Consider the following 11,726-nt stretch of genomic DNA (forward strand, 5'->3'; position numbering starts at 1 on the left):
CGCCGGATTGGCTTCTGCCATGCGCATAACCGGAACTGATAGCACTTATAAAATCAATCTAATTGACCCTGGCAATGCGCTGTGTTAGGTTCAAAGATAGATAATGTTACAAAATTCGATGATACATGCTACGAGGTGGATAAGGTTGGAATTGCTAACGACGAACAGTCCGTTCAATCAGGAGCAGGCGGAATTGCTTAACCGTCTGTTGCCTTCGCTTACGGATACGCAAAGAACTTGGCTTAGCGGTTATTTAACGGCATTAAACGCTGCCGGCGCTTTCGGCGGCGGACAGCCTGCCGCGGGAACGATCGCGGCAACTCCCGCGCAAGCGGCTCCGGCTCCGGCCGTCAAGAGAGAAGCGACGGTGCTCTACGGCTCGCAGACCGGCAACAGCCATAAGCTGGCGAACAAGCTGAACAAGAAGCTGACGGAGCAAGGCATCGCGTCGACGGTATCGTCGATGAGCGACTTCAAGCTGAACGGCTTGAAGAAGGTGCAAGACCTGTTCATCGTCGTCAGCACGCACGGAGAAGGGGACGCTCCGGACAACGCGATCGCGTTCTATGAATTCCTGCACAGCAAACGCGCGCCGCAATTGGAAGACCTGAGGTTCTCCGTGCTGGCGCTGGGAGATACGTCTTACGAGTTCTTCTGCCAAACCGGCAAAGACTTCGACAAGCGACTGGAAGAGCTCGGCGGCAAGCGGATCGTCGATCGCGTCGATTGCGACGTGGACTTCGAAGAGGCGGCGACCGAGTGGTTGAACCAGGTGACGGGTGCGGTAAGCGCGGCCGCTTCTTCCGCGTCTTCGGCTCCGACCGTTGCGTCGGGCGCTGCTAGCGTTTCGGCGGGCGAATCCGAATATACGAGAAGCAATCCGTTCCAAGCCGAAGTGATGGAGAACTTGAACTTGAACGGCAGAGGCTCCGACCGGGAAACTCGCCATGTGGAGCTGTCTCTTGCGGGTTCGAACTTGACGTACGAGCCGGGCGACAGCCTCGGCATCATTCCGCAGAACGATCCGGCGCTAGTCGACGCGTTGATCGACGAGATGAACTGGCGCGCCGACGAGCTCGTTACGGTCAGCAAGAGCGGCGAGCAACGGCCGCTGCGCGACGCGCTGATCGGACACTACGAGATTTCGACGTTGACGAAGCCGCTGCTGTCGGCGATCGAGCAACTGACGTCTAACGCGGACCTGTGCGACTTGCTCGCTCCGGGCGGCGAACAAGAACTGAAGGAGTACATGAACGGCCGCGACTTGCTCGACCTCGCGCGCGACTTCAAGCTGAAGGATTACCCGGCGGAGCCGTTCGTGACGTTGCTTCGCAAAATTCCGGCGAGGCTCTATTCGATCGCCAGCAGCCCGAGCGCGTATCCCGACGAGGTTCACCTGACGGTTCGCGCGGTGCGCTACGAGGCGCACGGCCGCGATCGCAACGGCGTATGCTCCATCCACCTGGCCGAGCGCGTGCAGGCGGGCGACAACGTGCCGGTATTCATTCAGAACAATACGAGCTTCAAGCTTCCGGAAGATTCGAACGCACCGATCATCATGATCGGTCCGGGCACGGGCGTCGCTCCGTTCCGCGCGTTCGTCGGCGAACGGGAAGAGACCGGTGCCGAAGGCAAGTCTTGGCTATTCTACGGAGACCAGCACTTCTCCACGGACTTCCTCTATCAGATCGAATGGCAACGCTGGCTTAAGGACGGCGTGCTGACGCGCATGGACGTCGCGTTCTCGCGCGATACCGACAAGAAGGTATACGTGCAGCATCGGATGCACGAGAAGAGCGAAGAGCTGTTCAAGTGGCTGCAGGAAGGCGCGTACGTATACGTGTGCGGAGACGAGAAGAAGATGGCGCACGACGTGCATGCGGCGTTGCTCTCCATCGTCGAGAAGGAAGGCCGGATGAGTTCGGCGGAAGCCGCGGAATACGTGGCTAGTATGCAGCAGCAGAAGCGTTACCAGAGAGACGTGTACTAGAACGCGGATTCACGGCTTGCGAGAGGAGATTAATCAATGTCTAACAATCACTTATTATCGACGAACAGCGCTCCCCACAGCGACGTGGAGGAGATTAAACTTCGAACGAATTATTTGCGCGGCAACCTCGAGGAAGCGGTCAAGGATCCGATTACCGGATCGATCACGGAAGACGAGAACCGGCTGATGAAGTTCCACGGCAGCTACATGCAGGACGACCGCGACTTGCGCAACGAGCGCAACAAGCAGAAGCTCGAGCCGGCGTACCAGTTCATGCTTCGCGTCCGCGCCGCCGGCGGCGTCGTCACGCCGGACCAATGGCTCATGATGGACAGCGTCGCTCAGAAGTACGCGAACGGCACGATCCGTCTGACGACTCGCCAATCGTTCCAGTTGCACGGCGTCATCAAGTGGAACCTGAAGAAGACGATTCGCGAAGTGAACGACGCGATGCTGAGCACGCTCGCGGCGTGCGGCGACGTGAACCGGAACGTCATGTGCAACCCGAATCCGCACCAATCGGAGCTCCACGCGGAAGTGTACGAGTGGGCTAGCAAGATCAGCACGCACCTCGATCCACAATCGCGCGCGTACCATGAGATCTGGCTGGACGGAGAGAAGATCGTAGACAGCTCGGACGGCGTCGAGCAAGAACCGATCTACGGCAAAGTTTACTTGCCCCGCAAGTTCAAGATCGGCGTCGCCATTCCGCCGTCCAATGACGTCGACGTGTATTCTCAGGACCTCGGCTACATCGCGATCGTCGACGGCGAAGGCAAGCTGCAAGGCTTCAACGTAACGGTCGGCGGCGGCATGGGCATGTCGCACGGCGATCCGAAGACGTACCCGCAGGTGGCGAAGGTCATCGGCTTCTGCACGCCGGAGCAAGCGGTCGACGTCGCGGAGAAGATCGTTACGATCCAACGCGACTACGGCGATCGTGCCGTCCGCAAGCACGCGCGGTTCAAGTACACGATCGACGACCGCGGCCTCGAATGGCTGAAGGACGAATTGACGGCGCGTCTCGGATACGCGCTCGGCGAAGCGAAGCCTTTCCATTTCGAATCCAACGGCGACCGTTACGGTTGGGTCAAAGGCACTGGCGGCAAGTGGCATTACACGCTGTTCATCCAGAACGGCCGCGTGAAGGACGACGGCGATCAGCGGCTTATGACGGGCTTGCGCGAGATTGCCAAAGTACACGGCGGCGACTTCCGCCTGACGGCGAACCAGAACCTGATCATCGGCAACGTCGGCGCTCAGAAGAAGAAGAAGATCGAGGATCTGCTCGCGACTTACGGCTTGACGGACGGCAGCTTCTACTCGGCGCTGCGCCGCAGCTCGATGGCTTGCGTCGCGTTCCCGACTTGCGGACTCGCGATGGCGGAGTCGGAGCGTTATCTTCCTTCGCTGATCGACAAAGTCGAGCCGATGCTGGCGGAGACGGGCTTGCAGGACGAGGAGATCGTCATCCGCATGACCGGCTGCCCGAACGGCTGCGCGCGCCCGATGCTGGCGGAGATCGCGTTCATCGGCAAGGCGCAAGGTAAGTACAACATGTATCTTGGCGGCGGCTTCCGCGGCGAGCGTCTGAATAAGCTGTACAAAGAGAACATCGGCGAAGCCGAAATTCTCGACTCGTTGCGCCCGATGCTCGCGCGCTACGCGAAGGAGCGTATCTCCGGCGAGCACTTCGGCGACTTCGCGATCCGCGCCGGCTACGTGCAGGCGACGACGGACGGCACGAACTTCCACGCGTAATTCGAACGTAAAGAGATCATCTATCTAACGCAAACAAGCTCGCATACCCGGGGTGCCGTCATCGGCATTCGCGGGAAGCGAGCTTGTTTGCGGTTAGAGCATACTCTAAGTTTGGCGATGATGCGCGGCCAGACGCGCTTCCATGTTGTCGTAGAACGCGATCTTCAGGTCGATGAGATTGACGTTCTTCTTCAGGTCGTCGATCTGCTTCAGGACGGACTTGCGATGCTCGATCATCATTCGCTTGCGATCGTCCGCCGTATCGGCGCCGAGCATGAACAGATCGATATAGCGCTTGATCTCCTTGATCGGCATGCCCGTGTTCTTCAAGCAGCAGATGAGCTTGACCATCTCGAGATCGGCGTCCGAGAACGAGCGATTGCCGGACGGCGTGCGCGATACGAACGGCAGCAGCCCTTCCTTGTCGTAGAACCGAAGCGTATAAGCGGAGATGTCGCACCGTTGGGCGACTTCGTTAATGGTGTACATGGAACGTGGATTCCCTCCGTGTTCAATGGTATTGTTGCAACGGGATGCTTGACTTCGATAGAACTCTAACGAGTAGCATTAGCATATACCGAGTCGGACACGGAAGCAAACGGCGGCGAAGCTGCTAAAGATCCCGTTTACTCTGCGTTCCGCTCGGGAATAACAGATATTCGAAGGAGAGATTCGCATGAACCATCAATCGAAGATCGCGCTCGTAACCGGCGGCAGCCGCGGGCTCGGCAGAGACGCCGCGCTGGCGTTGGCCCGCAGAGGCATCGCCGTCGTCGTTACGTATCATACGCAGAGGGAACAGGCGGACCTTGTCGTCGGAGAAATCGAGCGTTCCGGCGGACGAGCCGCCGCGCTGCGGCTGGATACCGGCGTCGTCGCTTCGTTCGACGGCTTCGTCTCCGAGTTAGCGGACTTGCTGCGAGACAAGTGGAACGCGGAGCGCATCGACTATCTCGTCAACAATGCCGGCATCGGCGCAAGCGTACCGCTGGCGTCGACGACCGAGGAACAGTTCGACAGCCTCATGAACGTGCATCTGAAGGGCGTCTTCTTCTTGACGCAGAAGCTGCTGCCGCATCTGAACGACAACGGCTCCATCGTGAACCTGTCGACAGGCTTGACCCGGTTCACGATCGAAGGTTACGGCGCTTACGCGGCGATGAAAGGCGCTATCGAAGTGCTGACGAAGTACATGGCGAAGGAGCTCGGCCGACGCGGCATTCGGGTGAACGCGGTGGCGCCCGGCGCGATCGCGACCGACTTCAACGGAGGCGGACTTAAGGCGAGCGAGGAAGCGCGCAAGCATATCGGCTCGCTGATCGCGCTCGGCCGCGTCGGCGAGCCCGAGGACATCGGCGGCGTCATCGCCTCTCTCGTATCGGACGAGATGGGTTGGGTGAACGGACAGCGCATCGAGGCGTCCGGCGGCATGAATCTGTAACGCGGCATGAATGGTAAGGAAGTCCGTATTCGCGGGTGGCGAGAGCTCGCGGGTACGGATTTTTTTGTCGTGTCGTCCATCGGAAAAATGTTGGGTACGGCGATAATCGATGACATTCTTCGTGTCACCATTCGGGTGTTATAATGTTGTTGTGACTGGGGAGGAATGGCAGTGAAACGGTCGGACCGATTAATGGCGATCGTGATCGCCCTGCAGCAGAAGCCGGAGACCGCGCAGCGGCTCGCGGACAAGTTCGAAGTGAACAAGCGGACGATCATGAGAGACATGCAGGCGTTAGCCGAGATGGGCATCCCGCTATTCGCGATTCCGGGCCCGACGGGCGGCTTCCGTCTAATGGACGGATTCCGCTTGCCCCCGCTCATGCTCGATTCCGGCGAAGCGTTGACCGTCTTGTTCGCGCTGAACGGCTTGACGAAGATGTCCGACACGCCGTTCAAGCACGCCAGGTGGACGGTCATGGACAAGATCCGATCCGCCTTGCCGGAAGAGACGTTGAAGCAGATCGAGCCGATGCTCGAGCACGTGGCCATCGAGGTGGCGCCGCGAACGGTGCAGACGCAGCTCTTGGCGACCTTGTTGACGCTGACCGCGGAAGCGAGTTGGCTCAAGGCGATGTATCGTTCCGAGACCCAACGACGGGAGATCTGGCTGCAGCCACGCCGAATCTACGCGGCGCACGGCTTCTGGTATTGCGAAGCTTATTCGGAGACGCATGGCGAGCTTCGCACGTTGCGCGTCGACCGATTCGAATCGGTGTCGGTGGCGGACGCGCCATTGGAAACGGGACGCGATGTTCGGGCATTGAAGGCTCGTGCCGACGAGTCTGTAACGGGCGCAGCAGAGCCGATGACGAGAATCGTCGCCAAGCTTACTTATCGCGGTGCGCTGTTGGCGGAACAAGACTTCCATATGGGAGAACAAGTGAAGCAGCTGTCGGACGACGTTTGGGAAGTCGATTTCGTCTGCCCGCGCTCGGAGTGGACGTGGGCAACGCGTTATTTCTACGGCTTGGGCATGGATGCGGAAGTGATCGAACCGACGAGCCTTCGGGAAGCGATCGCCGGCATGGCGAGACAAGTACGCAAGAGATATCGGGGAGAGTGAACGAGGATGGCGGACAAGGAAATATTGGCGCGTGCAAGGACGTATCTGTACGCGAATAGCAGATTGATCGACCGCAGACGGTTCGAATATCATTTCGAGGGCGGTTCCAGGCAAGCGGTAATCGATACGCTTCGAATGTACCAGAATCCGGACGGCGGCTTCGGCCACGCGCTCGAGGCGGACATTCGCACGCCGACCAGTCAGCCGGTGCCGACGGAGATGGCGCTGCACATCATGGACGATATCGGTGCGTACGACCTGGATATTGTGGAAGGAATCGTTCGCTATTTGCGCGCGATCACGTTGCCGGACGGCGGCTTCCCGTTCGTGCTCCGCAGCGCGAGCGAATATCCTCACGCCCCATGGTGGAAGGCGGAACGCGACGACGTTGCGTCGATCAATCCTACGGGCTCGATACTCGGACTTCTCTATAAGCAGAAGACGAATCCGGCGATCGCGGAGGAAGCTTGGTTCAAACGGTGCGAGGAATACGTATGGCGTACGATGGATCTGGAGCAGCCTAACGGTTATCATGACGGCATCCAGTGGATCGAATTCTTGCGGCATACGCCGGACCAAGCGCGCGCCAAGCGATACTTGGCGATCGTGGACGAATGGCTGAAGCGTCCGGGAACGATCGAACGCGACCCGAACGGGCAAGGCTACGTGCACAAAGTATTGGATTGGGCGCCGACGCCAAGCAGCTATGCAAGCCGGTTCATATCGGACGATGACCTTCGCGTTCACCTGCAGGCGCTTGTCGATCAGCAGCAGGAAGACGGCGGTTGGGCGATCAGTTGGCCTGCTGTCGGACCGGGCGCGGACGCGGAATGGCGAGGTTGGCTGACGGTCGATCGGTTGATAACATTAAGAGCTTACGGTTGGTTATAGGCCGGGGCTTCGAATAAGGAGGAGTCGTCAATGGCAATCGCGCAAGTCACGATCGTACCGCTCGGCACCGGCTCGACGAGCGTCGGCAAATACGTCGCCGCGGTCTATCGCGTGCTCGAGCAATCGGGAGATCGAGTGAAGTACGAGTTGACTCCGATGAGCACGATCATCGAAGGCGACCTGGATGAATTGCTAGCCGTCGTGAGGAGAATGCATGAAGTTCCTTTCGAGAACGGGGCGATGCGGGTATCGACGACGCTGACGATCGACGATCGTCGGGATCATGTCGGTACGATGGTGCAAAAGATGCAATCCGTCGAGAGCAAACTACAGGTTGGATCGTAACTATGGCGGGATGGCAGCAAGACTATCATTTTTGAATGTATACGTAACGATAATTATGTAAACTAATAGTGCGAGGAGATTCCATCGATGCAACCGACGCAGAAGATCGAGAGGTATGAAGAGGCCGTTCAAGCAGTTCAAGAGATCGGTATATTGCCGTTGTCGACGTTGGTTCCGGATTATCCGTCGTTGGAGAGCTTGACGAACATTGAGGACTGGCATACGGAGACCGAGCGCGATCCGTGGCTGTGGCGAGCCAGGTTCCCGGCGGACGGCGTCGCCGCGTACGGCAAGTTCCTGAAGAAGAAATCGATTCTGATCGCTCGCGAGCTCGTGCCGGCCGTGAAGTCGATCATTGGACATACGGGCACGATGCAACAACGGTATGCCGACGGGTTGATCTCTTCAACTGCGAGGAATTTATCACAGTTAATAGGAGAGAATCCGGGCATCGAGACGCGCGAATTGCGTAAGCTAAGCGGCCTGAGCGCGACCGAACATAAGAAAGCTTATGATCAAGCGATTACAGAGCTGCAAGCGCATATGGATATCGTCATCTCCGGCGTGAAGCAACGCTTGAACGACAACGGCGACAAGAACGGCTGGAACAGCACGTCATACGAAACGGCGGATCACTGGATGTCGACGAACGACATCGATCCGAATCCGATCGACGTACATGAAGCTCGTCGAATCGTACGCGAACGATTACAGCCAAGATGCAATCCGGATGCGCTGCGAACGTTCGGCAAGCTGTTCGGATTCGAAGCGTAGATTGGCGCGAGTAAATACTACATGAACATGCGTAAGACGAACGTAACGATATATAAGCGCAATAAGTCGTGACAAGCCGGAGCAAGCCGGAGCAAGCGATCATAATCAGGTCGATATGGCTCCGGCTTTAACCCCGCATTACATCTTCACAAAACCCGTATTTTATACATAAGTCTTTAACGAGACTTAGGCCGTGCTTACCCAAGAGTTGAGATATAAAAACAAAAGTGCCTGATTTCTCAAGCTCCGATTCAATGATTTATGTCTCGACTTTTGTGTCCTTGGAGAATTATTGTTAATGCTAACTTAAAGGTATATGTTAGAAGATGAATATCTTGGACAATGCAATCCAATTTTCACCCTATGGTGGCACAGTCAGTGTGTCTATGTTATCAGATGATAATTACATGTAGTACGGATTTCCGATACTAAGACCGGAATAGCTGAGACTGACTTTCCACATGGTTCAGGTTGACTAGTGCCGCAACTCAATCGACTAAATAAACATAACCCTTCTCCTTCGGTAATCAGATAATGTTCTTGTCACCAATTGGAAATCGGACAATGTTCTTGACATCGTCAAATGACAAGAACTTGATCCGATAACTAAAAAAGCCCGCGATTCACGCGGACTTTAATCGGACTATGTTTTTGTCACCCGACAACGTCTTGCCTTTCAAGCTCTACCCCCGTTCGACAATGGATTCTTCAATTCTAGCTTAAATAACCATTTCCAGGGTCAGGTGAACGAGTTCTGCATATAAAATGCTCGATGTGGACACGGAATAACAAATAATGTTTCCAGTAATTAGAATGCAAATTATTCGTGAAAAGAATAAACAGGAGATAGCCAACAAACGGCTCCTCCTGTTTATTCTTATTTCGGGTAATTTTTTATTCGGCTTAGAGTTGAGGGATATTTTTCAACAACCTGATTAATATCAGAAATTGCCAATTGTATTTCTTCAAAATCGATACTTTTATCAGTGAAGTGTGAAAAAAACTGTCTGTACAAAATGTCCTTTATAATTGTGAGTTCAGCATATAAGCCCTCTATTGTTCTTCCTCGCTCTGCAAAACGTTTCTTATAATCCTGCATTAGATTTTGAGAATCATCAATGTATTTATATGCAGTCATAATATAGGTTAAATTTTGATCGTTCTTTTCCCTTGTTACTTTATTCAAGTAATCATCATTGGCTTGTTTAATAAGTCTAATTGAACTCTCATACATAGATAATTCATTTTTATCAGATTTAAACAAGCTTTGTAAGTTCATTAACAATACAATATTTAAGAACAAAGAGAATATTAAAAGAATAATCAAGTATTTATTCTTTGTCACTTTACATCACTCTGCTCTCATTCAACTATTTCCTGTTAACTTGATGATTAATTACTGCCTTCCCCGTCCATGCATACGCAACAACTCCGAGGGAACCAATCAGACCATATTGCACTTTTCCTACCGCTTCCATATTGAAGTTTGTATACATATTAGGCAAGTTGTACGAAAACTTTACGCTTGTACCTGTATTGGCTGACTTATCAGCTTGTGTATACGAAAATGAATCTGGAAGGTCTGCATTTTCAGGTCTCCGCGTGTACATTTCCCAATTATAACCGTTATTCTCTACTCTATCCGTGCCTTCTGTCACAGCACCGTTAATATAAGCAGTTAAGGTGTCAGTTGGTACACCAAGATATCCTAAAATATCGTAAAAATAATTATTGGGAGTAAAGCCGGATAAATTTTCCGTGGGGTCACTAGCATTAAAGCTTAGAACAGAGGGGCTATATGTAGCATTTCCTTTTGCAGTAATACTAGCCCAAGTTTGATGCACGAAAGCATATTTATTAAGAAGTTGTTCTACACTCGCGCTTCTTCCCCACACTCTAATCCGTTCCCTACCAAATCCTTCAGGATTATAATGCCTGGCTTGGACGCTCATGACCACCGTACTTTTTCCATCTGAAGGCCAATCGCCTACATTAGCGTTATAAGCTCTTCCCATGTCATAAAGTGGTTCATCACGTAGGGCTGCATAACTATGGGGAACAACTGACGTGGCAATTGTCATTAAAAGAGAAGTTGCAATAATTAATTTTTGATTCTTTTTCATCTTAATCACCTTTACGTTATCTCTTAATTTTTTCAATCATTTCATTAGTCAAGAAGTTATCTCCAAAGGATAACACCGCAAAATCACTATCAATTGAGCCTAATGTAGTTGTAATAAATGTTTGGTTCGTTTCTGGAATTATGTTCAAACCTAGAGTTAAGTATTCTGTCTGACCCTTTTTGGTCGTAATATAAGCATCTACCGAACCGAAAATAAACTGCATTCCATTTGCCAGGGTAGATTTTTGCAAATACGACCCATCACTGTTTACATTGAGTTCAAAATTTTCGTTATCAATTTTTAATCTTCCAGAGGCATTTATTATCTCAACGCTTTTATCAACATCATCTAGACCTTTTAAAGAAAAATCAAAATCAAACTTTGTTTTTGACTTGTTATTTTCTGTTAGACCAATTTTATCTTCAGCGGCCTTTTTACCTTTTAATGTATCGAACTCATTTGAAGCTAAATTAGTATATTTTGATTTAATGTGAAATTCTTTACCCTGTTCTCCTTTAGCAAATGAATTTGAATTGGACATTAATATTACGGCACTTGCAATACATACAGAAGCAATAGCTACATACATTTTCTTGCTTTTCATTAAGCACCCTCCTAAATTTCATAGGAGCAATATATCATACTTCTAAATATCATAAATAGGAGCAAAATATGCCATCATATTTATTATATTTTAGCTTACTCCAATCAAGAGCTAATGCATTTTTGTTGGCAATTGCCAACAAAACCATGCTAGTATGGAGACATGTAAAATTTTCAAACTCTATACGAAATGGCAGGCGCAGCTTCTAATGCATTATTCCAATAGTTCAGCCCAAATAGTCTCACAGACCTTTAATAGATAATTAATTGGCAGCATTAGAGTTGCAAAACTTTATGAAATCAATCAGTTTTTATCCCTCGATAATTATGAACGAGTGCATTGGAGTTTCGGTATGAATAGAGTGTAGTTTGGTACATTACTCTAAAAGGTACTTAACGATTTCCAATCGCATAATCCCATTGCCGAATTAAGAGTACACGACCGATTCACAGTTTTGGAGTCAATTACGGCGTGTACATCCTATTCACTTATCAAAACGCAAATTGAATACTGTTTCTATAATGAAAGAGACCAATTCCATTTAGTGAAGTGCCCCCCGTCAAGTAGACAGTATAATAAATAAAAATTGTTATGCGGCCTTAGCCCTGTATTCCATGGGGCTGAGGCCGTTTAGTTTTCTTTGTAGTCGTTCGTAATTATAGAATCGGATGT

At 52.0% G+C, this 11,726-nt stretch carries 12 protein-coding genes; 7 read left to right on the forward strand and 5 right to left on the reverse strand.

What is annotated here, in order from left to right; genetic code table 11:
• Positions 1-145 precede the first annotated feature (145 nt).
• Positions 146-1,990 (forward strand): assimilatory sulfite reductase (NADPH) flavoprotein subunit, encoded by a 1,845-nt coding sequence (locus tag ACFQZG_RS25885; protein WP_378157641.1) that lies wholly within the window; start codon positions 146-148, stop codon positions 1,988-1,990.
• A gap of 36 nt (positions 1,991-2,026) precedes the next feature.
• On the forward strand, positions 2,027-3,751 hold the full coding sequence (gene cysI, locus ACFQZG_RS25890; RefSeq protein WP_378157642.1) for an assimilatory sulfite reductase (NADPH) hemoprotein subunit: 1,725 nt from the start codon (positions 2,027-2,029) through the stop codon (positions 3,749-3,751).
• A gap of 105 nt (positions 3,752-3,856) precedes the next feature.
• Here cysI and ACFQZG_RS25895 read toward each other — a convergent pair whose 3' ends face one another.
• The gene (locus tag ACFQZG_RS25895) at positions 3,857-4,240 is read right to left on the reverse strand and encodes a MerR family transcriptional regulator (protein ID WP_378157643.1); all 384 of its coding nucleotides are present in this window, start codon (positions 4,238-4,240) and stop codon (positions 3,857-3,859) included.
• Between the two features lie 187 nt (positions 4,241-4,427).
• On the opposite strand from ACFQZG_RS25895, the gene ACFQZG_RS25900 reads away from it, so the two are divergent.
• From ACFQZG_RS25900 to ACFQZG_RS25920, 5 genes are all read left to right on the forward strand, one after another.
• On the forward strand, positions 4,428-5,192 hold the full coding sequence (locus ACFQZG_RS25900) for an SDR family oxidoreductase (RefSeq protein ID WP_378157644.1): 765 nt from the start codon (positions 4,428-4,430) through the stop codon (positions 5,190-5,192).
• A 165-nt stretch (positions 5,193-5,357) separates the two neighbouring features.
• On the forward strand, positions 5,358-6,317 hold the full coding sequence (locus tag ACFQZG_RS25905) for a helix-turn-helix transcriptional regulator (RefSeq protein WP_378157645.1): 960 nt from the start codon (positions 5,358-5,360) through the stop codon (positions 6,315-6,317).
• Positions 6,318-6,323: 6 nt separating this feature from the next.
• Positions 6,324-7,208 carry a prenyltransferase/squalene oxidase repeat-containing protein gene (locus tag ACFQZG_RS25910; RefSeq protein WP_378157646.1) on the forward strand — a complete coding sequence of 295 codons (885 nt, stop codon included), beginning with the start codon at positions 6,324-6,326 and terminating at the stop codon, positions 7,206-7,208.
• Between the two features lie 30 nt (positions 7,209-7,238).
• Positions 7,239-7,553: an MTH1187 family thiamine-binding protein gene (locus ACFQZG_RS25915; protein WP_378157647.1), complete on the forward strand. Its 315-nt coding sequence runs from the start codon at positions 7,239-7,241 to the stop codon at positions 7,551-7,553.
• Positions 7,554-7,640: 87 nt separating this feature from the next.
• Positions 7,641-8,327, forward strand: a complete 687-nt coding sequence (locus ACFQZG_RS25920) for an AlkZ-related protein (RefSeq protein ID WP_378157648.1) — start codon at positions 7,641-7,643, stop codon at positions 8,325-8,327.
• 877 nt (positions 8,328-9,204) lie between these two features.
• Here the strand turns inward: ACFQZG_RS25920 and ACFQZG_RS25925 are convergent.
• The 4 genes from ACFQZG_RS25925 to ACFQZG_RS25940 all read right to left on the reverse strand — a co-directional run bounded on the left by ACFQZG_RS25925 (position 9,205) and on the right by ACFQZG_RS25940 (position 11,724).
• Positions 9,205-9,672: a hypothetical protein gene (locus tag ACFQZG_RS25925; RefSeq protein ID WP_378157649.1), complete on the reverse strand. Its 468-nt coding sequence runs from the start codon at positions 9,670-9,672 to the stop codon at positions 9,205-9,207.
• A 25-nt stretch (positions 9,673-9,697) separates the two neighbouring features.
• Entirely contained in the window at positions 9,698-10,459 is a 762-nt protein-coding gene (locus ACFQZG_RS25930) for a hypothetical protein (protein WP_378157650.1), read from the reverse strand.
• Positions 10,460-10,466: 7 nt separating this feature from the next.
• The gene (locus ACFQZG_RS25935) at positions 10,467-11,054 is read right to left on the reverse strand and encodes a hypothetical protein (protein ID WP_378157651.1); all 588 of its coding nucleotides are present in this window, start codon (positions 11,052-11,054) and stop codon (positions 10,467-10,469) included.
• A gap of 589 nt (positions 11,055-11,643) precedes the next feature.
• A complete protein-coding gene (locus tag ACFQZG_RS25940) occupies positions 11,644-11,724 on the reverse strand; it encodes an IS3 family transposase (protein WP_378157656.1) in 81 nt (26 codons plus the stop codon).
• Positions 11,725-11,726 lie beyond the last annotated feature (2 nt).

The organism is Cohnella sp. GCM10027633 (assembly GCF_042675445.1).
Taxonomy (GTDB): Bacteria; Bacillota; Bacilli; order Paenibacillales; family Paenibacillaceae; genus Cohnella.

Coding starts and splice junctions, on each gene's coding strand:
- ACFQZG_RS25920 (WP_378157648.1), top strand. CDS start 7,641: ATGCAACCGACGCAGAAGATCGAGAGGTATGAAGAGGCCGTTCAAGCA.
- cysI (WP_378157642.1), top strand. CDS start 2,027: ATGTCTAACAATCACTTATTATCGACGAACAGCGCTCCCCACAGCGAC.
- ACFQZG_RS25905 (WP_378157645.1), top strand. CDS start 5,358: ATGGCAGTGAAACGGTCGGACCGATTAATGGCGATCGTGATCGCCCTG.
- ACFQZG_RS25935 (WP_378157651.1), bottom strand. CDS start 11,054: ATGAAAAGCAAGAAAATGTATGTAGCTATTGCTTCTGTATGTATTGCA.
- ACFQZG_RS25900 (WP_378157644.1), top strand. CDS start 4,428: ATGAACCATCAATCGAAGATCGCGCTCGTAACCGGCGGCAGCCGCGGG.
- ACFQZG_RS25910 (WP_378157646.1), top strand. CDS start 6,324: ATGGCGGACAAGGAAATATTGGCGCGTGCAAGGACGTATCTGTACGCG.
- ACFQZG_RS25895 (WP_378157643.1), bottom strand. CDS start 4,240: ATGTACACCATTAACGAAGTCGCCCAACGGTGCGACATCTCCGCTTAT.
- ACFQZG_RS25915 (WP_378157647.1), top strand. CDS start 7,239: ATGGCAATCGCGCAAGTCACGATCGTACCGCTCGGCACCGGCTCGACG.